This is a genomic window from Oryzobacter terrae (genome assembly GCF_042756445.1).
Taxonomy (GTDB): Bacteria; Actinomycetota; Actinomycetes; order Actinomycetales; family Dermatophilaceae; genus Oryzobacter; species Oryzobacter terrae.
The window spans coordinates 3,253,334-3,275,051 of record NZ_CP170578.1 but is presented as its reverse complement, the minus strand read 5'-3'; the positions used below and the strand labels follow the sequence as shown (position 1 = coordinate 3,275,051).

At 73.1% G+C, this 21,718-nt stretch carries 27 protein-coding genes; 13 read left to right on the top strand and 14 right to left on the bottom strand.

Annotation, left to right across the window (positions count from 1 at the left end; all coding sequences use genetic code 11):
* Nucleotides 1-33: 33 nt before the first annotated feature.
* Entirely contained in the window at nt 34-210 is a 177-nt protein-coding gene (locus ACFWN3_RS15695) for a DUF6104 family protein (protein ID WP_377641149.1), read from the top strand.
* A gap of 9 nt (nt 211-219) precedes the next feature.
* Nucleotides 220-891, top strand: a complete 672-nt coding sequence (locus ACFWN3_RS15690) for a GDSL-type esterase/lipase family protein (protein ID WP_377641147.1) — start codon at nt 220-222, stop codon at nt 889-891.
* Nucleotides 892-894: 3 nt separating this feature from the next.
* On the opposite strand, the gene ACFWN3_RS15685 is transcribed toward ACFWN3_RS15690, so the two are convergent.
* Genes ACFWN3_RS15685 through rfbB form a run of 5 tightly spaced genes read right to left on the bottom strand, consistent with a single transcriptional unit; the run spans nt 895 to nt 5,409 of the window.
* Entirely contained in the window at nt 895-1,746 is an 852-nt protein-coding gene (locus ACFWN3_RS15685; RefSeq protein WP_377641145.1) for an alpha/beta fold hydrolase, read from the bottom strand.
* Nucleotides 1,743-2,729, bottom strand: coding sequence for a zinc-binding dehydrogenase (locus ACFWN3_RS15680; protein ID WP_377641143.1), 987 nt, complete (start codon nt 2,727-2,729; stop codon nt 1,743-1,745). Before ACFWN3_RS15680 ends, ACFWN3_RS15685 begins: the two co-directional genes overlap by 4 nt.
* A 47-nt stretch (nt 2,730-2,776) precedes the next feature.
* A complete protein-coding gene (locus tag ACFWN3_RS15675) occupies nt 2,777-3,529 on the bottom strand; it encodes a class I SAM-dependent methyltransferase (protein WP_377641141.1) in 753 nt (250 codons plus the stop codon).
* Nucleotides 3,530-3,550: 21 nt separating this feature from the next.
* Complete coding sequence (rfbD, locus tag ACFWN3_RS15670; protein ID WP_377641139.1) at nt 3,551-4,402, bottom strand: dTDP-4-dehydrorhamnose reductase; 852 nt, start codon at nt 4,400-4,402, stop codon at nt 3,551-3,553.
* Nucleotides 4,402-5,409: a dTDP-glucose 4,6-dehydratase gene (gene rfbB, locus ACFWN3_RS15665; protein ID WP_377641137.1), complete on the bottom strand. Its 1,008-nt coding sequence runs from the start codon at nt 5,407-5,409 to the stop codon at nt 4,402-4,404. Before rfbB ends, rfbD begins: the two co-directional genes overlap by 1 nt.
* A 60-nt stretch (nt 5,410-5,469) precedes the next feature.
* On the opposite strand from rfbB, the gene rfbA reads away from it, so the two are divergent.
* Together rfbA and ACFWN3_RS15655 are read left to right on the top strand one after the other, a co-directional pair.
* Entirely contained in the window at nt 5,470-6,348 is an 879-nt protein-coding gene (gene rfbA, locus ACFWN3_RS15660) for a glucose-1-phosphate thymidylyltransferase RfbA (protein ID WP_377641135.1), read from the top strand.
* Nucleotides 6,348-6,965, top strand: a complete 618-nt coding sequence (locus ACFWN3_RS15655; protein WP_377641133.1) for a dTDP-4-dehydrorhamnose 3,5-epimerase family protein — start codon at nt 6,348-6,350, stop codon at nt 6,963-6,965. Before rfbA ends, ACFWN3_RS15655 begins: the two co-directional genes overlap by 1 nt.
* Nucleotides 6,966-6,974: 9 nt before the next feature.
* Here ACFWN3_RS15655 and ACFWN3_RS15650 read toward each other — a convergent pair whose 3' ends face one another.
* Nucleotides 6,975-8,162, bottom strand: coding sequence for an NADP-dependent malic enzyme (locus ACFWN3_RS15650; protein WP_377641131.1), 1,188 nt, complete (start codon nt 8,160-8,162; stop codon nt 6,975-6,977).
* 311 nt (nt 8,163-8,473) lie between these two features.
* On the opposite strand from ACFWN3_RS15650, the gene ACFWN3_RS15645 reads away from it, so the two are divergent.
* Genes ACFWN3_RS15645 through sodN form a run of 5 tightly spaced genes read left to right on the top strand, consistent with a single transcriptional unit; the run spans nt 8,474 to nt 11,963 of the window.
* Complete coding sequence (locus ACFWN3_RS15645) at nt 8,474-9,391, top strand: ABC transporter substrate-binding protein (RefSeq protein WP_377641129.1); 918 nt, start codon at nt 8,474-8,476, stop codon at nt 9,389-9,391.
* 4 nt (nt 9,392-9,395) lie between these two features.
* Complete coding sequence (locus tag ACFWN3_RS15640; RefSeq protein ID WP_377641127.1) at nt 9,396-10,340, top strand: amino acid ABC transporter permease; 945 nt, start codon at nt 9,396-9,398, stop codon at nt 10,338-10,340.
* Entirely contained in the window at nt 10,340-11,197 is an 858-nt protein-coding gene (locus ACFWN3_RS15635; RefSeq protein WP_377641125.1) for an amino acid ABC transporter ATP-binding protein, read from the top strand. The genes ACFWN3_RS15640 and ACFWN3_RS15635 overlap by 1 nt, the downstream gene beginning before the upstream one ends.
* Nucleotides 11,194-11,553, top strand: coding sequence for a helix-turn-helix transcriptional regulator (locus tag ACFWN3_RS15630; RefSeq protein WP_377641123.1), 360 nt, complete (start codon nt 11,194-11,196; stop codon nt 11,551-11,553). The genes ACFWN3_RS15635 and ACFWN3_RS15630 overlap by 4 nt, the downstream gene beginning before the upstream one ends.
* Before the next feature lie 14 nt (nt 11,554-11,567).
* A complete protein-coding gene (sodN, locus tag ACFWN3_RS15625) occupies nt 11,568-11,963 on the top strand; it encodes a superoxide dismutase, Ni (protein WP_377641121.1) in 396 nt (131 codons plus the stop codon).
* Between the two features lie 18 nt (nt 11,964-11,981).
* On the opposite strand, the gene manA is transcribed toward sodN, so the two are convergent.
* The 4 genes from manA to ACFWN3_RS15605 are packed head-to-tail and all read right to left on the bottom strand — an operon-like array spanning nt 11,982 to nt 15,949.
* The gene (manA, locus tag ACFWN3_RS15620; RefSeq protein ID WP_377641119.1) at nt 11,982-13,139 is read right to left on the bottom strand and encodes a mannose-6-phosphate isomerase, class I; all 1,158 of its coding nucleotides are present in this window, start codon (nt 13,137-13,139) and stop codon (nt 11,982-11,984) included.
* A gap of 35 nt (nt 13,140-13,174) precedes the next feature.
* Nucleotides 13,175-14,506, bottom strand: a complete 1,332-nt coding sequence (locus tag ACFWN3_RS15615) for an HD-GYP domain-containing protein (RefSeq protein ID WP_377641117.1) — start codon at nt 14,504-14,506, stop codon at nt 13,175-13,177.
* Nucleotides 14,503-15,786, bottom strand: a complete 1,284-nt coding sequence (locus ACFWN3_RS15610) for an HD-GYP domain-containing protein (RefSeq protein ID WP_377641116.1) — start codon at nt 15,784-15,786, stop codon at nt 14,503-14,505. The genes ACFWN3_RS15615 and ACFWN3_RS15610 overlap by 4 nt, the downstream gene beginning before the upstream one ends.
* Nucleotides 15,787-15,811: 25 nt before the next feature.
* The gene (locus ACFWN3_RS15605) at nt 15,812-15,949 is read right to left on the bottom strand and encodes a hypothetical protein (protein ID WP_377641114.1); all 138 of its coding nucleotides are present in this window, start codon (nt 15,947-15,949) and stop codon (nt 15,812-15,814) included.
* A gap of 153 nt (nt 15,950-16,102) precedes the next feature.
* Here ACFWN3_RS15605 and ACFWN3_RS15600 point away from each other — a divergent pair, with 153 nt between their 5' ends.
* Nucleotides 16,103-16,177: a 50S ribosomal protein bL37 gene (locus ACFWN3_RS15600; RefSeq protein ID WP_009775747.1), complete on the top strand. Its 75-nt coding sequence runs from the start codon at nt 16,103-16,105 to the stop codon at nt 16,175-16,177.
* Between the two features lie 100 nt (nt 16,178-16,277).
* Here ACFWN3_RS15600 and rsrA read toward each other — a convergent pair whose 3' ends face one another.
* From rsrA to ACFWN3_RS15580, 4 genes are all read right to left on the bottom strand, one after another.
* The gene (gene rsrA, locus ACFWN3_RS15595; protein ID WP_377641112.1) at nt 16,278-16,547 is read right to left on the bottom strand and encodes a mycothiol system anti-sigma-R factor; all 270 of its coding nucleotides are present in this window, start codon (nt 16,545-16,547) and stop codon (nt 16,278-16,280) included.
* A complete protein-coding gene (locus tag ACFWN3_RS15590; protein WP_377641110.1) occupies nt 16,544-17,179 on the bottom strand; it encodes a sigma-70 family RNA polymerase sigma factor in 636 nt (211 codons plus the stop codon). Before ACFWN3_RS15590 ends, rsrA begins: the two co-directional genes overlap by 4 nt.
* A gap of 111 nt (nt 17,180-17,290) precedes the next feature.
* Nucleotides 17,291-17,914 carry an alpha/beta family hydrolase gene (locus tag ACFWN3_RS15585; RefSeq protein ID WP_377641108.1) on the bottom strand — a complete coding sequence of 208 codons (624 nt, stop codon included), beginning with the start codon at nt 17,912-17,914 and terminating at the stop codon, nt 17,291-17,293.
* Nucleotides 17,911-18,744, bottom strand: coding sequence for an SOS response-associated peptidase (locus ACFWN3_RS15580; protein ID WP_377641106.1), 834 nt, complete (start codon nt 18,742-18,744; stop codon nt 17,911-17,913). Before ACFWN3_RS15580 ends, ACFWN3_RS15585 begins: the two co-directional genes overlap by 4 nt.
* Before the next feature lie 89 nt (nt 18,745-18,833).
* On the opposite strand from ACFWN3_RS15580, the gene ACFWN3_RS15575 reads away from it, so the two are divergent.
* Genes ACFWN3_RS15575 through rsgA form a run of 3 tightly spaced genes read left to right on the top strand, consistent with a single transcriptional unit; the run spans nt 18,834 to nt 21,677 of the window.
* A complete protein-coding gene (locus tag ACFWN3_RS15575; protein ID WP_377641104.1) occupies nt 18,834-19,376 on the top strand; it encodes a DoxX family protein in 543 nt (180 codons plus the stop codon).
* The gene (aroA, locus tag ACFWN3_RS15570) at nt 19,363-20,652 is read left to right on the top strand and encodes a 3-phosphoshikimate 1-carboxyvinyltransferase (RefSeq protein WP_377641102.1); all 1,290 of its coding nucleotides are present in this window, start codon (nt 19,363-19,365) and stop codon (nt 20,650-20,652) included. The genes ACFWN3_RS15575 and aroA overlap by 14 nt, the downstream gene beginning before the upstream one ends.
* Nucleotides 20,652-21,677, top strand: coding sequence for a ribosome small subunit-dependent GTPase A (gene rsgA / locus ACFWN3_RS15565; protein ID WP_377641101.1), 1,026 nt, complete (start codon nt 20,652-20,654; stop codon nt 21,675-21,677). Before aroA ends, rsgA begins: the two co-directional genes overlap by 1 nt.
* The last annotated feature ends 41 nt before the right edge of the window (nt 21,678-21,718 follow it).

The following is a 21,718-nucleotide window of genomic DNA, read 5'->3' as shown; positions in this document are numbered from 1 at the left end:
GGGCGGACGCGCTCCGCCGGATAGTCTCGACGCGTGTACTTCACGGACCGCGGCATCGAGGAGCTGCAGGCCCGCCGGGGTGACGAGGAGGTCTCGTTCGACTGGTTGGCCGAGCAGCTGCGCACCTTCGTCGACCTGTACCCGGACTTCGAGGTGCCCATGGAGCGGCTCGCGACGTGGTTGGCCCGGCTGGACGACGAGGACGAGTGAGCGAGACGCATGACTGACGACCCCACCGGCGAGGGCACGCCCTCGCTGGAGTTCCGCCCGAGCGCCCAGGCGCACGTGTCCCCGGAAGGGCCGCGCGACGTCGCGGTCGTCTTCCTCGGGGCCTCGCTCGTCGCGGGCGTCGGCGACCCCAAGGGGCAGGGCTGGGTCACCCGGGTCGTCGGGCGCACCTCGCACCCCGACCTCACCCTCACCGCCTACAACCTCGGGGTGCGCGGCAACACCTCGGCCGACGTCCTGCGCCAGTGGGCCGAGGAGGTCCCGGCGCGCTGGGTGGGTCGCACCGAGCGCCGCGTCGTCGTCTCGGTCGGCTCCAACGACGTCGTGGGCGGCATCTCGCTCGCCCGGCACCGGCTCAACCTCGCCAACCTCCTCGACGAGGCGGCGGCCGGCGGCGTCCACGCGTTCGTCGTCAGCCCGCCCCCCACCGACGACGCCGAGCTCAACTCGCGCCTCGAGGTGCTCGTCGAGGCCCAGGCCGACGTCTGCGCCCGGCGCAGCGTGCCCTTCGTCGACTGCTACACCCCGCTGTCGGGCCACGACCAGTGGCGCACCGACCTCGCCGCGAGCTCGGTGCCGCACCACCCGGGGCAGGCGGGCTACGGCCTCATCGCGTGGCTGGTCCTCCACCACGGCTGGACAGACTGGCTCCAGATCGGCTGAGCGTCAGGCGTCCTCGGCCACGAACTCGCGCACGAGGTCGGCGAACCGGTCGGGGTCGTCGAGGTGCGGGAAGTGTCCCGCGCCCTTGAACAGCTCGACCCGGCACCGCTCGATCGAGGTCGTCGCCGACGCCGCGTGCCACGCCGGGATCATCCGGTCGCGGGTGCCCCAGACGACGAGCGTCGGCAGCTGGGTCGCCTCCGGGAGGTAGTCGTGGGCGGTGACGGTCTGGCCACCCGGGTCGATGACGGCGCGGGTCGTCGCGAGGAAGGCGCGCCGGGTGTCGGCGTCGCCGAGGGAGGTGAACCCCGACCACACCTCGCGGACGTCCGGGCCGGGCCGCATCCCCACGGCCTCGAGGGCGCGCCCGGCCGAGGCGAGCCGGCCGCGCACCCACCCGGACGCGAGGACCGGCAGGACGAGCTCGGCCCCCGGGAGGGTGGCCGAGCGCAGCAGCGGGCTGACCTCGCGGCCCAGGCCGCCGCTCGACACGAGGACGAGCCTGTCGACGCGCTCGGGGAACAGGTAGGTGAAGACCATGGCGATGCCGCCGCCGAGGGAGTGCCCGACGAGGGTGACCCTCTCGATCTCGAGGCGGTCGAGGAGGTCGCGCAGGGTGGCGGCGTGGGCCCCCAGGGAGTAGTCGCCCATGGGCTTGGCGGACTGGCCGTGACCGAACAGGTCGGGAACGAGCACGCGGTGGTCGTCGTCGAGGCGGTCGACGAGGTGGGCCCACTGGCGCTGCGAGCCGAGCAGCCCGTGGATGAAGAGCAGGACCGGTCCCTCGCCGCTGTCGGAGTAGGCGAAGGGATGGCCGTGCAGGGTGACGACCTGCTCGACCGGCGGCGTGCTCATGCCGGGTCGCCGGCGCCCACGGAGAAGACGACCTTGCCGGTGACCGAGCCGTCGACCATCCGCGCGAACCCGTCACGGGCGTCGGCGAGCGGCACGACGGAGTCGACGAGGGGCTCGATCCCCGCGTCGACGACGAACCGGGCGAGGCGCTCGAGCTCGTCGCGGGTTCCCATCGTCGTGCCGACGACCCGCAGCTGCTTGAAGAAGATCTTCGTCAGCTCGGCCCGGGCTGGGGCGTCGCCGGAGGTCGCGCCGGAGATGACGACCGTCCCCCCGGGCCGCAGGCTGTTGACCGAGTGCGACCACGTCGCCGCGCCCACGGTCTCGAGCACCGCGTCGACCCGCTCGGGCAGGCGGGCGCCGCTCTCGAAGGCCCGGTCGGCGCCGAGCGCCACCGCCTGCTCGCCCTTGGCGGCGTCCCGGCTCGTCACCCACACCCGGATCCCGGCCGCCGTCCCGAGCTGGACCAGCGCCGTCGCCACCCCGCCCGCCGCGCCCTGGACGAGGACCGTCGAGCCGGGCTGGACGCCCGCGTTGGTGAAGAGCATCCGGTAGGCGGTCAGCCACGCCGTGGGCAGGCAGGCCGCGTGCTCCCACGACAGGCCCGCCGGCTTGGGGACGACGTTGGACCGCGGGACCGCGACGACCTCGGCCAGCGTGCCGTCGTGGACCTCCGAGAGCAGGCTGCGCCGCGGGTCGAGCGTCTCGTCGCCCGTCCAGCCGGGCGAGGCGATGACGGCGTGCACGAGCACCTCGCTGCCGTCCTCGGCGATGCCGGCGCCGTCGCAGCCGAGCACCATCGGGAGCCGGTCGGCGGGCAGGCCGACGCCACGCAGCGACCACACGTCGTGGTGGTTGAGGGCGGCCGTGCGCAGCCGGACCGTCGTCCAGCCGTCGGGGACCGTGGGGTCGGGGCGCTCCCCGACCTCGAGGCCCGACAGCGGGTCGTCGGCGGACTGGCTGACACACGTGGCGGCGAGCATGTCCTCGACCCTACGGCGCGACCGGGCGCCCGGCGCCGTGACCTGCGTTACGCCGGCTTGCGCAGGATGTAGAGCGACTGGCCGTCGGTCTCCTGGCCGTGCTCGAGCGAGTCGACCTCGAGGCCGGCGTCGCGGACGAGCCCCTCGAAGAACCCGCGCTCGAAGCGCACGCAGTGCAACGGCCCGGACCAGGTCAGCGGGCCGTAGCCGGCGGGGTTCTCCTCCTGGTCGGGGACGTCGTCCTCGACGAACGCGGTGACGAAGGCGCGCCCACCCGGGATGAGGAGCCGGGAGACCTCGCGGAGGTAGGCGGCGGTGTCGTCGCCCATGAGGTGGCTGAACACGCTGTAGGCGTAGAACCCGTCGTAGCCGCCGGTCTCGCCCGGGATCGTCTGCTCGAGCGAGCCGCCGGGGTTGTACCGCGGGTTGGCGAGGTCGACGTGGGTGAAGGTGAAGCCGTCGCGGTCACCGAGGTGGCGCTGGGCCCAGTCGACGAGGTGCTTCTGGATGTCGACGCCGTGGTAGTGCTGGAGCCGGCCCAGCTTCTCGGCGACCCCGACCGCGAGCCGGCCCGCGCCGCAGCCCCAGTCGAGCAGCCGCGACTCGCGGGTCAGGCCGATCCGCTCCTCGAGCCGGCCGACCTCGGCCACGGCGGAGGACACGAAGGCGTCGTCGCGGCGGAAGTGCGCCCCGCCCATCCGGTAGACGGTCGGGGGCAGCTTCACCCCCGACGGCGAGGTCCCGTGGTGGGTCCTCGGGAGCACGGCGGCCTGGACACGTCCGACGATCGTTCTGAGCACGCGGCGAGTCTAGGGCGGCGCTCAGGCGCCGAGGACCGAGGGTGCGGCGCGATGCAGCGCCTCGCGCCAGTGCGGCAGCGGCGCCAGGCCCGCCGCCTCCCACATGTCGTGCGAGAGCACGCTGTAGGCCGGTCGCGGCGCCGGGAGCGGGAACTCCTCACTGGAGATCGGCGAGACGCGCTCGGGGTCGAGGCCGAGCTCCTCGAGGACCGCCCGGGCCAGGTCGAACCACGAGCACTCCCCCGCGCCGGTGGCGTGCCAGATGCCGAACGGCGCGCCCGCGTCGACGATGCGCACCAGCCCCTCGGCGAGGTCGACCGTCCACGTGGGCTGCCCCACCTGGTCGGCGATCACGGTGAGCCGCTCGCGCTCCCCGGCGAGGCGCTGCATCGTGGCCGGGAAGTTCCTGCCCCTCGCACCGTAGAGCCAGGCGGTGCGCACGACCCAGCTGCGGGGGCACTCGGCGCGCACGGCCCACTCGCCGGCCGCCTTGGTGCGGCCGTAGGCCGTGGCGGGCGCGACCGGCGCATCGGCCGGGTACGGCTCGTGCCCGTCGCCGGCGACGACGTAGTCGGTGGAGAGGTGGACCATCGCCGCGCCGGCGCCGTGCGCGGCGCGGGCGAGGTTGGCCGCACCCACCGCGTTGACGGCGAACGCCCTCGCCTCGTCGCCCTCGGCCGCGTCGACCGCGGTGTACGCGGCGCTGTTGACGACGACGTCGTGGCCCGCCACCTGCGCGACGCACTGGGCGGGGTCGAGGATGTCGAGCCCCGGCAGGTCCGCGCGGGTCACGGTGTGCCCCGCCGCCTCGAGGACGGCGCACAGGTCCTGTCCGAGCATGCCGGCGGCACCCGCGACGAACCACCGCGACATCAGCGGGTCACGACCTGCTGGGTCCGGGCGTACTTGGCCTCGGTGGCCTCCTTCATGGGCCGCCACCACGCCTCGTTCTCGCGGTACCAGTCGACGGTCGCCGCGAGGCCGTCGCGGAAGCTGCCGTAGCGCGGGGTCCAGCCGAGCTCGGTCCGCAGCCGCCCCGCCTCGATGGCGTAGCGCAGGTCGTGGCCGGCCCGGTCGGTGACGTGGTCGTAGGCGTCGCGTTCCTGACCCATGAGCTCGAGGATCAGCTCGACGACGTCCTTGTTGTTGACCTCGCCGTCGGCGCCGATGAGGTAGGTCTCGCCGGTGACGCCCTTGTCGATGATCGTCCAGACCGCCGCGTTGTGGTCGTCGACGTGGATCCAGTCGCGCACGTTGAGGCCGGCGCCGTAGAGCTTCGGCCGCACCCCGTCGATGACGTTGGTGATCTGCCGCGGGATGAACTTCTCGACGTGCTGGCGCGGCCCGTAGTTGTTCGAGCAGTTCGAGATCGTCGCCCGCACCCCGAAGGAGCGGACCCACGCGCGCACGAGGAGGTCGGAGCCGGCCTTGCTCGCGCTGTAGGGCGAGCTCGGGTTGTACGGCGTGTCCTCGGTGAACTTCTTCGGGTCGTCGAGCTCGAGGTCGCCGTACACCTCGTCGGTGGAGATGTGGTGGTAGCGCACGTCGTGGCGGCGCACGGCCTCGAGGAGGGCGAAGGTCCCGAGGAGGTTGGTGCGCACGAAGGGGCTGGGGTCGTCGAGCGAGTTGTCGTTGTGCGACTCCGCGGCGAAGTGGACGACGACGTCGGCGTCGGCGACGAGCCGGTCGACGAGGTCGGCGTCGGCGACGTCGCCCTCGACGAACGCGACCTGCTCGAGGACCCCCTCGAGCGAGGCCAGGTGCCCGGCGTAGGTCAGCTTGTCGAGGACGGTGACCTCGACGTCGGGACGGGTCGCGAGGGTGAGGTGGACGAAGTTGCTGCCGATGAAGCCGGCGCCACCGGTGACGAGAACCTTCATGCGCTCCAGCCTACGGGGGACGCGAGGGCGCCGTCCGGCCAGCCGATAGGCTCGCCCACCATGAAGGGCATCATCCTCGCCGGCGGGTCGGGCACCCGGCTGCACCCCATCACCCGGGGGATCTCCAAGCAGCTCATGCCGATCTACGACAAGCCGATGGTCTACTACCCGCTGTCGACGCTGATGATGGCCGGCATCCGCGAGATCCTCGTCATCACGACGCCGCAGGACGCCGAGCAGTTCGAGCGCCTGCTCGGCGACGGGTCGCAGTGGGGCACCGAGATCTCCTACGCCGTGCAGCCCCGTCCCGAGGGCCTGGCGCAGGCCTTCGTCATCGGGGCCGACTTCGTCGGCGACGACTCCGTCGCGCTCGTCCTCGGCGACAACATCTTCCACGGGGCCGGGCTGGGCACCGCGCTGCGCCGCCTCACCGACGTCCGCGGCGGCCACATCTTCGCCTACCACGTGAGCGACCCCCAGGCGTACGGCGTCGTCGAGTTCGCCGACGACGGCACGGTGCTCTCGATCGAGGAGAAGCCCGAGCGGCCCCGGTCCGACTACGCCGTCCCCGGCCTGTACTTCTACGACAACGCCGTGCTCGAGATCGCCCGCACCCTCGAGCCGAGCCCGCGCGGCGAGCTCGAGATCACCGCGGTCAACGACGCCTACCTCCAGCGCGGCGACCTCACCGTCACCGTCCTCCCCCGCGGTACCGCGTGGCTCGACACCGGGACCTTCGAGGGACTCATGGACGCCAGCCAGTTCGTCCACGTCGTCGAGGCCCGCCAGGGCCACAAGATCGGCTGCGTCGAGGAGATCGCCTGGCGCGCCGGCTGGATCGACGACGACGCCTTCCGCGCCCTCGGCGACGACCTCGCCAAGTCAGGCTACGGCGACTACATCCACGCGTGCCTCGCCCGCGGCCGCGGCCCCCTCTGATGGAGGTCCGCCCGCTCTCGATCGACGGCGCCTTCCTCGTGACGCCGCGCCAGTTCGCCGACGACCGGGGCGTCTTCCTCGAGTCGTTCCGGGGCGACCACCTCGCCGAGCACCTCGGCCACCGCCCCGACATCGTCCAGACCAACGTCTCGGTGTCGGCGCGGGGCACGGTGCGCGGCATCCACTTCGCCGACGTGCCGCCCGGGCAGGGCAAGTACGTCACCGTGCTCACCGGCTCCCTCGTCGACTACGTCGTCGACATCCGGGTCGGCTCGCCGACCTTCGGGCGGTGGGAGGCGGTCCACCTCGACACCGTCGAGCGCCGGGCCGTGTGGCTCTCCGAGGGGCTGGGCCACGCGTTCTGCGCGCTCGAGGACGACACGACGGCGATGTACCTGTGCAGCGCCACGTACAACCCGTCGGGCGAGCACGGCATCCACCCGCTCGACCCGGAGGTGGGGCTCGAGCTCCCCGACGGGATCGAGCCGCTGCTCTCCCCCAAGGACGCCGCGGCGCCGACCTTCGCGCAGGCCTGCGCGTCGGGGCTGCTCCCCACCCACGAGGCGACGACCGCGTGGGCCGCCCACCTCCGGGCGGGGACGGGCACCTCCGGCTGAGCGGCCGCCTCAGGCGGGGGCCGGACCCCGCCCGGCCGTCGGGGCCAGCCGGCGCACCGCGGCGGCCACCGCGTCGGCGACCCCCTCCTGGAACACCGACGGGACGATGCACTCCGCGGTCGGCTGGGGCACGAGGTCGGCGATCGCCCGGGCCGCGGCGAGCTTCATCGCCTCGGTGATCTGGGTGGCACCGGCGTCGAGCGCGCCACGGAAGATCCCCGGGAACGCCAGGACGTTGTTGATCTGGTTCGGGAAGTCCGAGCGGCCCGTCGCGACGATGGCGGCGTGCCGGCGCGCGACGTCGGGGTGCACCTCCGGCGTGGGGTTCGCGAGCGCGAAGACCATCCCCCCTTGCGCCATGGAGGCGACCTCCTCCTCGGGCACCTGCCCGCCGGAGACCCCGACGTAGACGTCGGCGCCCGCGAGAGCGGCCCCGAGCCGGCCGGTCAGCCCCCGCGGGTTGGTCGACGCCGCGAGCCGCGCCTTGTGGCCGGTGAGGTCCTGGCGGGACGGGTGGATGATGCCGCGCGAGTCGCAGACGACGACGTCGCGCACCCCGGCGCGCTGGAGCAGCCGCGTCACGGCGACGCCCGCCGCACCGGCGCCCGCGACGACGACCCGCAGCTCCTCGAGGCGGCGCCCGAGGACCCGCACCCCGTTGAGCAGGCCGGCGAGGACGACGATGGCCGTGCCGTGCTGGTCGTCGTGGAAGACGGGGATGTCGAGGCGCTCCTTGAGCCGCTCCTCGATGTCGAAGCACCGCGGCGCCGAGATGTCCTCGAGGTTGATGCCGCCGAACGAGGGGGCGATCCGGGCGATCGCCTCGACGAGCTCGTCGACCGACCCCGACTCCATGACGACGGGGACCGCGTCGATGCCGGCGAAGTGCTTGAAGAGCACCGCCTTGCCCTCCATGACCGGCATCGCCCCGAGCGGGCCGATGTCGCCGAGCCCGAGGACCGCGGTGCCGTCGCTGATGACCGCCACCGTGTTGCCCCGCGCCGTGTAGCGCGTCGAGAGCGACGGGTCGGCGGCGATGGCCAGTGACACCTCGGCGACGCCGGGCGTGTAGAGCAGCGCGAGGTCGTCGCGGTCACGCAGCGGCTTCGTCGCGTGGACGCCCAGCTTCCCGCCCTCGTGAGCGCGGAAGACGGCGCCGTCCGGGTCGAAGAAGGGGACGTGGGGCGACGCGGCCATGGGGCAGCTCCTCCGGGATCGGGGCACGGGACGCACCGGCCGGGAAGGCGGTGGTCGGGGTGCGGTCCGAGGGGGGTGCGTCTCGGGCGTTCGCGCGCCGCAGGGGGTGCTCCGCGGCAGGCCGCCATCATGGCACGCACGGGCGCGGCGGGACAGGGACGGCGGTGTGACGCACGTCGCCCCGGTCCGGCGACATGGGGCCGGATAGTTACCCGGGCGTGACGCACGTCGCAGCCTCCGATGGCAGGATCGCCCCACAGACCCCCGGCCGGGCGCCCCTGAGGGCCCGGCACCGTGTTGAAAGGACCACCATGTTCCGCTCCCGCGCGATCGTCCTCGCCACCGTGGCGACGACCGCACTCGCCCTGTCGGCCTGCGGCTCCGACTCCCTGTCGGAGGGAGGGGCCACGAGCTCCGCTCCCGCCGCCTCCACCCCCGCCGGTGGTCCCGACGCCGCCCTCGTCGCCAAGCTGCCCGAGAAGATCAAGAGCGCCGGCAAGATCGTCATCGGCACCGACGCCACGTACCAGCCCAACGAGTACCTCGACGCCGACGGCAAGACCGTCATCGGCATGGACGTCGAGCTCTTCGACGCCGTGATGGCGAAGTTCGGCGTCGAGACCGAGTGGGTCCCCTCCGCGTTCGACGCCATCATCCTCGGCGTCCAGAGCGGCAAGTACGACGTCGGCGTCTCCAGCTTCACCGTCAACGCCGAGCGCATGCAGCAGGCGACGATGGTCAGCTACTTCACCGCCGGCACCCAGTGGGTCACCCAGAAGGGCAACCCCAAGGGCATCGACCCCGACGACGCGTGCGGCAAGACCGTCGGCGTCCAGAAGGGCACCGTCCAGGCCGACGAGGACCTGCCGAAGCGCAACAAGGCCTGCACCGACGCCGGCAAGCCCGAGATCAAGGTGCTCGTCGACGCCGACCAGGCCAAGGTCACCGCGAGCGTCCAGTCGGGCAAGGCCGACGCCATGCTCGTCGACCTCCCGCCGGCCATCGCGGCCGTCGACTCCACCGCGGGGGCCCTCGAGCTCCTCGGCGAGCAGTACGACTCGGCCCCCTACGGCTACGTCCTCAAGAAGGAGGACACCGCCTTCGGTGAGGCGATCGTCGAGGCCCTCAAGGCCCTCAAGGCCGACGGGACCTACGACACGGTCCTGAAGAAGTGGAAGACCGAGGGCGGCGCCATCACCGACTTCGCCGTGAACCCCTCGGTCTCCTGACCCGATGACCGTGCCGAGTGAGGACCGGCCGGGCGCCATCGACGCCCGGCCGGTCCGGCACCCCGGACGGTGGGTGGCCGTCGTCGTCATCGCGGTCGTCGCCGCGATGGTCGTCAGCTCGTTCGTCACCAACGAGAAGTGGAACTTCCCGTTCGCGTTCGAGATCATGCAGCAGACCCCGGTCATCGAGGGCCTGTGGAAGGGCACGATCTTCGGCACCGTCGGCGCGATGGTGCTCGGCATCGTCCTCGGCGTCGTGCTCGCGGTGATGCGGCTGTCGACCAACCCGGTGCTGCGCGGCGTCGCCTTCGTCTACACGTGGTTCTTCCGGGCGATCCCCCGCTACGTCCTGCTCGTCCTGCTCGGCACGGGCATCGGCTTCCTCTACCCCGTCTTCGACATCGGCGTCCCGTTCGGCCAGCAGATCTCCTCGGCCCTCGGGATCGACTCCGAGCTGACCTTCTTCAGCCTCGACTACAACAGCATCTCGAGCACGATCTGGGTCGGCATCCTCGGCCTCGGGCTCAGCGAGGCCGCCTACATGGCCGAGATCGCGCGGGCCGGCATCCTCTCGGTCGACCGCGGGCAGACCGAGGCCGCCCAGGCGCTCGGCATGCCGCCCGGCAAGACGATGCGCCGGGTCGTGCTCCCCCAGGCGATGCGCGTCATCGTGCCGCCGACGGGCAACGAGACGATCGCGATGGTCAAGGACACCTCGCTGCTCGCGGCGGTGCCGGTCATCGTCGAGCTGTTCTACCAGAGCTACCAGTTCGGCCAGCGCAGCTTCCAGATCATGCCCGGCATCGTCGCGGCGACCATCTGGTACCTCATCGTCTGCTCCGTCCTCATGGTCGGGCAGTCCCGCCTCGAGCGCTACTACGGGCGCGGCTTCGGCGCCGTCCCGCAGAAGACCCAGTTCAAGCTGACGAAGATCGGGGCCGACCACTGATGGCTGCGAGCACCACCGACGCCCCGCTCGTCCACGCCGTCAACGTCACCAAGGCGTTCCACGGCACCGAGGTCCTCAAGGGCATCGACATGGACGTCCACCGCGGCGAGGTCGTCGTCCTCCTCGGGCCGTCGGGCTCGGGCAAGACGACCTTCCTGCGCTGCATCAACCAGCTCGAGACCATCGACGGCGGCCGGATCTGGGTCGACGGCGACCTCATGGGCTATGCCGAGCGCGAGGGCCGGCTGCACCGCCTCAAGGACGAGCAGATCGCGGCCCAGCGCCGCGACATCGGGATGTGCTTCCAGCGCTTCAACCTCTTCCCGCACATGACCGTCCTCGAGAACGTCGTCGAGGCCCCCGTCCAGGTCAAGGGGACCAAGCGCAAGGTCGCCCAGGCGCGCGCCCTCGAGCTGCTCGACCAGGTGGGCCTCGCCGACAAGCCGAAGGCCTATCCGAGCCAGCTCTCCGGCGGCCAGCAGCAGCGCGTGGCCATCGCGCGCGCGCTCGCCATGGACCCCAAGCTCATGCTCTTCGACGAGCCGACGTCGGCCCTGGACCCCGAGCTCGTCGGCGAGGTCCTCAAGGTGATGCGCGACCTCGCCCGCAAGGGCATGACGATGATCGTCGTCACTCACGAGATGGGCTTCGCCCGTGAGGTCGCCGACCGGGTCGTGTTCATGGACGCCGGCGTCGTCGTCGAGCAGGGACCGCCGAGCGAGGTCATCGGCAACCCCAGGCACCAGCGGACCAAGGCGTTCCTGTCGCGGATGCGCCAGGAGGAGCAGGCCCACGCCGAGGCGGTCGTCGCGACGGTCACGGGCAACGCGCAGGCGCTCGGGGACACCCCCGAGTGATCCCGGCGAGGATCCCGCGCCCGGCACTCGTCCGGGTCCGGGGACGCTCGATGCTGCCGACGTTCCGCGAGGGCGACGTCCTCCTCGTGCTGCGCGGCCCCGCGCCGCGGCCGGGTCGGGCCCACGTCGTGCACCTGCCGCCGGAGCCCGGGGGGCGGCCTCGACCGCTGTCGGTGAAGCGGGTCACCGGGCGCGACCCCGACGACCCCTCGCGCTGGTGGCTCGACAGCGACAACCCGTCCGAGGGGGTCACCTCCTTCGACGTCGGCTCGGTCGCGGACACCGACGTGGAGGCGGTCGTGGTGGCGCGGGTGTGGCGGGGTAGGTTGGGCCGTGACCGTACGTCCGACTTCTGAGGAGTGAGCGACCCATGCTGTCCCTGTTCCGCGTCACCGACGTCTCGGCCCACTGCGACCTCCCCTGCGGCGTGTACGACCCCGCCCAGGCGCGCATCGAGGCCGAGTCGATCAAGGCGATCATCGCCAAGGTCGCCGACAACGACGACCCCGACTTCCGCACCCGCGCCATCCTCATCAAGGAGCAGCGCTCGGAGCTCGTCAAGCACCACCTGTGGGTGCTGTGGACCGACTACTTCAAGCCGCCGCACTTCGAGAAGTTCCCGAACCTGCACACCCTGATCAACGAGGCCACCAAGCTCGCGGGCGCCTCCGGCACCAAGGGTGAGCTCGACGCCGGCAAGGCCGACGAGCTCCTCGCGAAGATCGACGAGATCGACGCGATCTTCAAGGAGACCAAGAAGGGCTGAGCCGCACGGCTCGAGCGCTCAGGAGGCGTCGGGGACGGTCACGCAGTAGACCTCCCCGACGCCTTCGAGCGTCACGGCCCCCTCACCCGCGGGCAGGAACGCCGACTCGACGTCGCCGAGCTCGAGGGCGCCGGAGGCCGCGGTGAGGGTGACCCGCCCGCGCAGGCAGAACACGATCCGCGGGGAGGTGTCGCCCGGGAGGCGGCGCCCCGGGGTGACCCGCAGCAGGCGGAACCGGTCGGACGCGCTGTCGAACACCTCGACGCCCGGCTCGAGCACCCGGCCGCACCCGGCCACGCCGTCGGCCAGGGGGTCGACGATGCGCAGCAGCTCGGGGACGTTGACCGGCTTGCTCGTCAGGCCCGCGCGCACGACGTTGTCGGAGTTCGCGAGGACCTCGACGCCGAGGCCGCGCACGTAGGAGTGCAGCACCCCGGCGGCGACGTCGATGTACTCCCCCGGCTGGAGCACCCGGTGGTGCATGAGGAGCAGCACGACGAGGCCGATGTCGTCGGGGTGCTCCTCGGCGACGCGCACGATGGCCGCGCTGGCGTCGCCGAACTCGTCGCTCCTGCCCTCGAGGCGCACGCACGCCGCGACGACGCGCCGGGCCAGCTCGGTGACCTCGGCCGCCGGGGTCGCGAGGACCGCCGCGAGGAGGGCGAGGACGGGGTCGGGCTCGCCCGCGGTCTCCTCGAGCAGGGTCCGCAGCCGCGGGACGTCGAGGCGGTCGACGAGGGCGGCGACCTCCTCGACCGAGCGCATCCCGACGAAGACCTCGAAGGGGGCGATGGCCAGGAGCAGCTCGGGCTTGGCCCAGTCGTCGACGTAGACCTCGTCGGCGGTGGCCTCGCGCTGCACCCGCGCCTGCTCGGCGGTGGGGTGGGCCTGGATGGAGATCGCCCGGCCCGGCGCGAGGACCTTGAGGAGGAAGGGCAGGCGCGGTCCGTAGCGCTCGACGCACGCGGCGCCCAGGGTCCCCTCGGGGTCGGCGGCGACGACGGCCGCGAGGTCGGGGGCGCCGTCGCGGTCGGTGAGCGAGGGCCCCTCCTCGTGGGCTCCCATCCACAGCTCGGACTCCGGCTGCGGGCTCGGGATGTCGCGGCCCTGGAGGCTGGCGATCGACACGTGCGACCCCCACGCGTCGTGGAAGACGACCGGGGTGAGGCGGTCCACGAGGGCCTTTCGACGGGGGGCGGGGCGCGACGATGCTAGCGCGCGACCCGGCCCGGGTCCTCGACCGCACCGACGGTGGCGTCGCTCGTGACGTCGGCGAGCACCTCGACGACCTCGGGGTCGTACTCGTACCCCAGCCCGAGGTGGATCCGCTCGAGCGCGGCCGCGACGCGCACGGGGTCGTCGGTGCCGCCGGTGAGGTCGTCGTAGGCGTTGGCGACCTTGATGATGCGGCTCGCCATCGGAACCTCCTCGCCGAGCTCGCGCACGAGCCGGTAGGCGGTCGTCTGCCCCTCGACCCGGTCGGCGATGTCGTCGAGGCCCTCGGCGTGCCGGATGATCCGCGCCCCCTCGGCGGCGATGTCGCGCTGGTCGGCCGGGGCCGCGAGGACGGTGGCGCCCTCGGGGATCGGGGAGGTCAGCGAGATCTGGCCGAGGTCGTGGAGCAGGGCCGAGACCTCGATGTCGCGCAGCTCGCGGTCTCCGAGGCCGAGGAGGCGGCCGATCCGGATGCTGAGGTCGGCGACCCGCTCGGCGTGGCCGCGCAGCGTGTAGCCGCCCTCCTCGGTGAGGTGGGAGAGGGTGAGGATCGTCTGGCGGTAGGTCTCGCGGTTGCGGGTGGAGCGCGCGACGGCGACGTAGGTGAAGGCGAGGGGGAACAGGGCCGCGGGGAACGCGGCGAGCCCGAGGGCCGGTGCCATGAGCGCCACGAGCGGCCCCGTCGTCGCCACGGCCAGGGTCAGCGGGAAGACCTCGCCGACCTCGCCCCGCAGGGTGGCCCACCACGGCGTGCGGCGCCGCTCGGCGGCGACGGCCGAGACGAGGACGACCTCGACCGCCAGCCCCGCGACCGACAGCACGAGCATCCCGAGCCCGATGAGCCAGCCCAGCGTCCCGGGGTCGAGGGCCAGGTCCCACAGGGTCCCCTCGGAGGTCCCGACGTGGCGCACGAGCCAGGCGGTCGTCGTGACGGCCGCGAGGCGGGCGGCCATCTGCTCGATCCCGACCGGCTGGTGGCGCAGCCGCCGGACCAGCCCGGCGGCGAGCATCCCCAGGGCCACGACGAGGACGACGAACCCGCTGCCGACGGCGAACACCTCCTCCCCCTCGACCGTCCCGAGGAGGGCCGCGGCGGTGATGGAGGCCGACGCGAGCGGGGCCGTCGTGCGCCCGCTCGGCATGCGCAGCCGGACGAGCTCGCCGACGACGACGGCCAGCACGAGGACGACGACGGTGCTCGCGTGGGTGTCGGCCGTGGCCAGCAGGTCCCCCCCGCCGACGACGGCGGCGCGGACGAGGACGAGGACCCCCAGCCCGAGCACGACGACACGCAGGGCGCCCTCACGGCGCCGCAGTGACGGAGTCACCCGGCGACCACCCCTGGGGTCCGGCGGGTCAGGGCGTGCTCGAGGGCCGCGACGACGTCGTCACGCACGGGTTCCTGCGTGCGCAGCCGGTCGAGGGCGTCCTCGGCGGACAGGAGGGTGCCGTCGGGGGTGCCGACCTCGGTGAGGAGGTCGAACTCGTCGGCGATCCCCACGACGAGCGGCGCCACCCGGTCGGTGTCGGAGGCCGGCTGCTCGAGGACGACGCGGTGGCGCACGATGGGGTCGAGGGAGCCCGAGAGGAACGACAGGCCGCGCAGGAGCGAGGCGCCGCGCGAGGGGTAGGTGGCCGACAGCGTGCTGCCGTCGGGGCGGGCGCCGCGCACGAGGGTCGTCGGCAGGGTGACCTGGCCGATGTCGTGGAGCATGCCGGCCATCTTGACATCCGCGACGACCTGCGGGCGCAGTCCGAGGTGTTCGGCCATGAGCGCGCTGAGGTCGGCGACCCGGCTGCTGTGCCCCGCGAGGTGCGGGGCCTTGGCCTCGACGGCCGCGACGAGGACGTGGAGGGCGCGGTCGCGGGCGAGCTTCTCCTCGGCGTACTGGAGGTAGGCCCACTGCGCGACGAGCAGCGGCGCGAGGACGAGCAGCAGGCTGCCCGGCCCGACGTCGGCAGGGATCCACAGGATGACGAGGATGAGGGTGATCACCCCGTGCCCGATGGCCGCGGGCAGGGTGCCGTAAAGCCGTGCCAGCACGGTGAGGGGCGGCACCCGGTTGTGGACCCACACCAGTCCCACGAGGAGCATGATGTTGGCGACGACCCCCGCGACGTGCGCGAGCAGGAGCGGCACCGCGAGGAGGCTGAGGATCTCCCAGGTGCCGATGAGCTTCGTCGGCGACAGGGTGCCGAGGGCCTGGAAGACGAGCCCTGCGACGATCCCGGAGGCCGCCTGCATCGCGCCGTTGTAGATGCGGAAGGGCAGCGGGATGGGACCGCGCTCGGAGGGCCCGGAGACGGCCCCCACCAGCCCGGCCGCGGCCGGTCCCAGGAGGACGGCCGCGGCCAGGAGGATGATGCTCGACAGCGACAGGTTGGCGTTCTCCTCCACCACGAGGCTGCCGAACCACGATGCCAGCGCCAACAGGACGCAGAGCACGACGAACGTCGCGTTCAGCGTGATCCCGAGCCTCGAGGCCACCACCGCTTCGAGGAGGATCGTTCCGCCCGTGACGAGACACAGGAGGGAGACGAATTGACGAGGGAGCCGTTCGGAGTCGCCGGTCGGCGTCTCCTGGTGCTCCTCGGTCAGTTCAGACACGTCAGTTCGTCACCGGTCCCTGTGGTCACGGACGGTAGGAGTACCCGTTCGTGGTGTAGGTGACGGTCTCGCCACCCTTGCTTCCGGCCATGGCCGACGCCGGGGCGGCGACAGCGAGGACGGCGAGGGCGGTGACGGCAAGGAGGGCACGCATGCGGTTCATTTCAGGGGTTTCCTTCCGGAAAAAGGGTGGGCCGGATTCAGGGGTACGGCCCTAGGTGTCATGAGTTTGACACGCCCGGGGGTGTGCGACAATGAATCAGATCCCCCGGAATCCTTCGAGGACCGGGTTTGTCCCCCTGACGAAAGGCATCCGATGAGCAAGCGTGCTCGGAAGCGCCGCTCTCGCAAGGGCAACAAGGCCAACCACGGTCGCAAGCCCAACGCCTGAGCATCCGCTGAGACGACGACGCCCGGTGTACCTAGCGGTACACCGGGCGTTCGTGCCTGACGGGTGGGGTCCACGGGGCCCGAGGGACCCCGTGGGTCACTCAGCCCTCACGCTCCACACGGACCGTGGTGATCCGCTGGAGGATCTGCAGCCGGACCGCGGCGGGGGCGGCGGACTCGACGCACGAGCGCCGCACGGCGTCCTTGACGGCCCGGTCGAGGTCGTGCTCGGCCAGGCACGGCTGGCACTCGGCGAGGTGCGAGGCGACCCGGCGCACGTCGTCGGGGCTCATCTCGCCGTCGAGGTACTCGTAGATCCGGTGCAGGACCTCGGAACAGTCACCGTGGCCGGCGTGCGTGTCGTGGCTCATGAGTCCTCCTCCGTGCCGAAGCCGCGCTCACGCGCGTACCCGCTGAGCAGCGCCCGCAGCTGGCGCCGGCCGCGGTGCAGCCGCGACATCACGGTGCCGATCGGCGTGCCCATGATCTCGGCGATCTCCTTGTAGGCGAACCCCTCGACGTCGGCGAGGTAGACCGCCATCCGGAAGTCCTCGGGCAGCTCCTGCAGGGCCCGCTTCACCTCGGTGTCGGGCAGGTGCTCGAGGGCGGCGACCTCGGCCGACTTCAGGCCCACGGAGGTGTGCGACTCGGCGCGCGCGAGCTGGTAGTCCTCGACCTCGGCGGCGTCGGACTGCAGCGGCTCGCGCTGCTTCTTGCGGTAGGTGTTGATGTAGGTGTTGGTGAGGATGCGGTACATCCACGCCTTGAGGTTGGTCCCCGGCTGGTACTGGTGGAAGGCCGCGTAGGCCTTGGCGAAGGTCTCCTGGAGGAGGTCCTCGGCGTCGGCCGGGTTGCGCGTCGTGCGCATCGCCGCGGCGTAGAGCTGGTCGAGGAGCGGCAGGGCCTCGCGCTCGAACCGGGCCTGGCGCTCGGCCTGGGTCTCGGTGGCGACGTCGACCTCGGCCGGAACGGTGTCCTCGAGGGGCGTGGAAGGAGTGGTCATCGCCTCCCAGCCTATCCGGGCCCGGCTGGGGGCATTGGTGTCGAGCACGAGCACGGGCAGCCTCTCGGGTGGAGATTCGGGACAGGCGCGTCAACGCCGGGCCCGGGCGGCTCATTCCCCGGGGGAAAGGCGGGCGAGGACGAGGGCGGCGACGCGGTCGGCGACACGGCCCAGCGAGTGCGGTCCCGGCACGACGTCGAGCGTCGTGAGCGGGGGGAGGACGGCCTCGACCTCGGCAGGGGTGCCGAAGGGGTCGGTGGAGCCCTGCACGACGTGGACGGGGAGCCCGTGGGCCGCCGGGAGCGCCAGCTCGGCCGCCCGCGACTGCTGCGGCTTCCCGGGCAGGTGGAGGGGGAAGGACAGGCAGACCACCGCGTCCGCCCCGACCGCCGCCGCGGTGCGGCAGGCGACCCGCGCGCCGGCGCTGCGACCGCCGGTGACGAGGCGCCCTCCCCGGCGGTGGCGCTCGACGTCGGCGAGGACGGGCACCCAGGCGGCGTCCAGGGCCGGCGGTCGGGGGCCGATCCTGCGCTCGGCGACGCGCCACGGCTGGTCGACGAGGACCACCTGCCACCCGGCGGCCACCATGACGTCACGGACCGCGAGGACGTCGAGGGTCCAGCGCAGGCCGCCGGCGCCGTGGCCGAGGACCAGGGTCCCGACCACCGGGGCGGCCGGGTCGGTGGTCGTCGTGCGTGCGGGCCCCTCCGGGGTGGGGACGAGGCGTTCGGTCACCCGCCGACGACCTCTCCCGTCATCGGGTCGACGACCCCGACGAGCTCTTCCGGCGGCACGGGGTCGAGCAGGTGCGGCCCGTTGGACCGGTTGCTGCTGACGGCCCGGGACACCGGCCGCGCGGTGAAGCGCCCCGCCGGGTGCGGCGCGAGGAGCGGCAGGGCGTCGGCGGCGCCGACCGTCGGGTCGAGCCAGGTGTCCCACTCGTCGCGCTCGAGGACGAGCGGCTGGCGGTCGTGGATGCGGTCCAGGCCCGGCTCGGCGGGGCCCGTGACGACGGTGAAGGTGCTCAGCCACGCCATCGGGTCGTCGGGGTCGGTGACCGCCGGGTCGCGCCAGAACTCGTAGAGCCCGGCCATCGCCACGCTCGCCCCGTCGACCCGCTCGGTGAAGAACGGCTGCTTGCGCGGCTTGCCCTTGGCGTCGACCGCGGTCGGCGAGACCTGCCACTCGTACCAGCCGCGCGCGGGGACCAGGCAGCGGCGGGTGGCGAGCGCCCGGGCGAACGCGGGCTTCTCGGCGACGGACTCGACCCGGGCGTTGATCATCCGGGCCCCGCCCCTGACGTCCTTGGACCAGCTGGGCACCAGGCCCCACGTCAGGAGCCGCAGCTGGCGCCGGGCCCCGGCCTCGCGGTCCTCGCGCGGGGCCCGCACGAGGACGACGGGGGCCTGCTTGGTCGGGGCGATGTTGTGGTCGGGGCGGCCCGGAGGGGGCTCCTGCGGGTTGACGAGGACGCTGCGGCCGACGTCGGCCGACCGGTCGTCGTCCACCTCGAACTCGAGGACGAGCTCGTCGGGGTTCGCCGTCGCGGCGTAGCGACCACACATGCGCCTCAGGCTACGCACCCCCACGTGGAGCAACTACCGTAGGGACGACAAGTCCTGACCAGCAGGAACCGATCGTGAGGACCCCTCCCATGACCCTGGTGCGACGTGTCGCCCGCCCGATGCTCGCCGCGATGTTCGTCGTCGGCGGCCTCGACCAGCTCAAGCACCCCGGGGGCAAGGCCGCCACGGCCCGGCCGCTCGTCGAGAGGGTCGGGCCACGCCTCGGCCTCGGCGACGACACCGAGATGCTCGTGCGCGCCAATGGGGTCGCGATGGTCGGCGCCGGAGCGCTCCTCGCCCTCGGCAAGCTCCCGCGCGTCGCCTCCACGGTCCTCGCGGCCACGCTCGTGCCGACGACCATCGCGGCCCACGCCTACTGGGAGAAGCAGGACGCGCAGGAGCGCGAGAAGCACAAGGTCCAGTTCCTCAAGAACCTCGGCCTGCTCGGGGGCCTGCTGCTCGCGGCCGTCGACACCGAGGGCCGCCCCGGGCTGGCCTACCGGGCCCGGCTCCTCGGCGAGAGCGCGCAGCGCGCCGCCCGCACCACCCGGCGCGAGGCGCGTCACGCCGCCCACACGGCGCGGCGCGAGGCCCGGCTCCAGGCGGCCCGCGCCCACCATGCCGTCAGCTGACTGGCCGGCGCCGACGGCCACGGGACCCGTCGGCGCCCGTGTCGTCCTCCCCGGCAGCAAGTCCCTCACGAACCGCTACCTCGTCCTCGCGGCCCTCGCGTCCGACGTCTCACGGCTGCGGGCGCCGTTGCGCTCGCGCGACACCCTCCTCATGGCGCAGGCGCTGCGCACCCTCGGCGCGCGCGTCGATGACGTCGAGGACGACTGGGTCGTCACCCCGGGCCCGCTGACCGGCGGCGGGTCCGTCGACTGCGGCCTCGCGGGCAACGTCATGCGCTTCGTGCCCCCGCTCGCCGGCCTCGCCGACGGCCCGGTGCGCTTCGACGGCGACGCCCACGCGCGGGTGCGCCCCATGGCCCCCGTCCTCGGGGCGCTGCGCGCGCTCGGGGTCGAGGTCGACGACGACCGGCGTGGCTCCCTGCCGTTCACGGTCCGCGGCACGGGCGCGGTGCGGGGCGGTGCGGTCACCCTCGACGCCTCGGCCTCCTCCCAGTTCGTCTCCGGCCTGCTGCTCTCGGGCGCCCGCTTCGAGCAGGGGGTGACGGTCCACCACGACGGCAAGGCCGTCCCGAGCCTGCCGCACATCGAGATGACCGTCGAGACGCTGCGTGACGCCGGGGTCGTCGTCGACGACGCCGACGTCCACACCTGGCGGGTCGAGCCGAGCGAGGTCAACGCCCTCGACGTCCAGGTCGAGCCCGACCTGTCGAACGCGGCCCAGTTCCTCGCGGCGGCCCTCGTCACCGGGGGGCGGGTCCACGTGCCGGGCTGGCCGCAGTACACGACCCAGGGCGGCGACTTCGTCCGCGAGGTCCTCGACATGATGGGCGCCGACGTCCACCTCGACCGCGCCGGCCTGACGGTGAGCGGCGGCGACGGGATCTCCGGGGTCGACGTCGACCTGCGCGGGTCGAGCGAGCTGACCCCCGTCGTCGCGGCCCTGTGCGCCCTCGCCGACTCCCCCAGCATCATCCGCGGCGTCGCGCACATCCGCGGCCACGAGACCGACCGGCTCGCCGCGCTGCGGACCGAGCTCACCGACCTCGGCGCCCAGGTCGACGAGACCGACGACGGGTTGCGGATCACGCCGAAACCGTTGCACGGAGGGCCTTTCCACACCTACGCCGACCACCGCATGGTCATGGCCGGGGCGGTCCTCGGGCTCGCCGTCGAGGGTGTCGTCGTCGAGGACGTGGGCACCGTCGCGAAGACGATGCCGTCCTTCACCGAGCTCTGGGACGACATGCTCTCCCAGCGGGTCCCGGCGGACGCCTGATGGCTCGGTCGTCGAGCGACTACGACGAGTCCGACGTCCGGATCCGCCCCAGCCGCAGGGGATCTCGCCCGCGCAGCAAGGACCGACCCGCCCACAGCGATGCCGTGAAGGCGCGGGTCACCGGGGTCGACCGCGGTCGCTACACGACCTACGTCGACGAGGACGGCGAGCGTCGCGTCGTCATCGCGATGCGCGCCCGAGAGCTGGGCCGCAAGGGCATCGTCGTCGGCGACGAGGTCCACCTCGTGGGCGACACCACGGGCGACGTCGGCTCGCTGTCCCGCATCGTGCGCATCTCCCCTCGGGAGACCCTGCTCCGGCGCACCGCCGACGACACCGACCCCGTCGAGCGGGTCCTCGTGGCCAACGCCGACCAGCTCGTCGTCGTCTCGGCCCTGGCCAACCCGGAGCCCCGGCCGCGCCTCATCGACCGCTGCCTCGTGGCCGCCTACGACGCCGGGATGGAACCGCTCCTCGTCCTCACCAAGGCCGACCTCACCGACCCCGCCCCCTTCCTCGAGCAGTACGCGCCGCTGTCGGTGCGCAACATCGTCACGGCCCGCCGCGACGGCGTCACCGACGGGCTCGAGGAGGTGCGCGAGGCGCTCTCCGGCCGGGTCAGCGTCCTCGTCGGCCACTCGGGCGTCGGCAAGAGCACGCTCGTCAACGCGCTCGTCCCGCTCGCCCTGCGGGCCACGGGCATCGTCAACGACGTCACCGGTCGCGGCCGCCACACCTCCTCGTCGGCGGTCGCCCTCGCCCTCCCCGACGACGACGGCTGGGTCATCGACACCCCCGGCGTCCGGTCCTTCGGCCTCGCCCACGTCGACCTGACGCGCATCGTCCAGCACTTCGCCGACCTCGAGCCCGGGACGGCGCAGTGCCCCCGCGGCTGCACCCACGACGAGGAGGAGTGCGGCCTCGACGCCTGGGTCGCCAGCGGAGCCGCCGGACCGGCCGGGCCCTCGCGCCTGGACTCGCTGCGCCGCCTGCTGCGCGCGCGCACCCCCGACACCGACGACTGACCACCGCGACGACGAGGGGCCCCGGGATCGCTCCCGGGGCC

Coding starts and splice junctions, on each gene's coding strand:
- ACFWN3_RS15690 (WP_377641147.1), top strand. CDS start 220: ATGACTGACGACCCCACCGGCGAGGGCACGCCCTCGCTGGAGTTCCGC.
- ACFWN3_RS15650 (WP_377641131.1), bottom strand. CDS start 8,162: ATGGCCGCGTCGCCCCACGTCCCCTTCTTCGACCCGGACGGCGCCGTC.
- ACFWN3_RS15640 (WP_377641127.1), top strand. CDS start 9,396: ATGACCGTGCCGAGTGAGGACCGGCCGGGCGCCATCGACGCCCGGCCG.
- ACFWN3_RS15580 (WP_377641106.1), bottom strand. CDS start 18,744: ATGTGTGGTCGCTACGCCGCGACGGCGAACCCCGACGAGCTCGTCCTC.
- ACFWN3_RS15655 (WP_377641133.1), top strand. CDS start 6,348: ATGGAGGTCCGCCCGCTCTCGATCGACGGCGCCTTCCTCGTGACGCCG.
- ACFWN3_RS15575 (WP_377641104.1), top strand. CDS start 18,834: ATGACCCTGGTGCGACGTGTCGCCCGCCCGATGCTCGCCGCGATGTTC.
- ACFWN3_RS15685 (WP_377641145.1), bottom strand. CDS start 1,746: ATGAGCACGCCGCCGGTCGAGCAGGTCGTCACCCTGCACGGCCATCCC.
- ACFWN3_RS15605 (WP_377641114.1), bottom strand. CDS start 15,949: ATGAACCGCATGCGTGCCCTCCTTGCCGTCACCGCCCTCGCCGTCCTC.
- ACFWN3_RS15635 (WP_377641125.1), top strand. CDS start 10,340: ATGGCTGCGAGCACCACCGACGCCCCGCTCGTCCACGCCGTCAACGTC.
- rsgA (WP_377641101.1), top strand. CDS start 20,652: ATGGCTCGGTCGTCGAGCGACTACGACGAGTCCGACGTCCGGATCCGC.
- rfbD (WP_377641139.1), bottom strand. CDS start 4,402: ATGTCGCGGTGGTTCGTCGCGGGTGCCGCCGGCATGCTCGGACAGGAC.
- rsrA (WP_377641112.1), bottom strand. CDS start 16,547: ATGAGCCACGACACGCACGCCGGCCACGGTGACTGTTCCGAGGTCCTG.
- rfbB (WP_377641137.1), bottom strand. CDS start 5,409: ATGAAGGTTCTCGTCACCGGTGGCGCCGGCTTCATCGGCAGCAACTTC.
- aroA (WP_377641102.1), top strand. CDS start 19,363: ATGCCGTCAGCTGACTGGCCGGCGCCGACGGCCACGGGACCCGTCGGC.
- sodN (WP_377641121.1), top strand. CDS start 11,568: ATGCTGTCCCTGTTCCGCGTCACCGACGTCTCGGCCCACTGCGACCTC.
- ACFWN3_RS15590 (WP_377641110.1), bottom strand. CDS start 17,179: ATGACCACTCCTTCCACGCCCCTCGAGGACACCGTTCCGGCCGAGGTC.
- ACFWN3_RS15680 (WP_377641143.1), bottom strand. CDS start 2,729: ATGCTCGCCGCCACGTGTGTCAGCCAGTCCGCCGACGACCCGCTGTCG.
- ACFWN3_RS15645 (WP_377641129.1), top strand. CDS start 8,474: ATGTTCCGCTCCCGCGCGATCGTCCTCGCCACCGTGGCGACGACCGCA.
- rfbA (WP_377641135.1), top strand. CDS start 5,470: ATGAAGGGCATCATCCTCGCCGGCGGGTCGGGCACCCGGCTGCACCCC.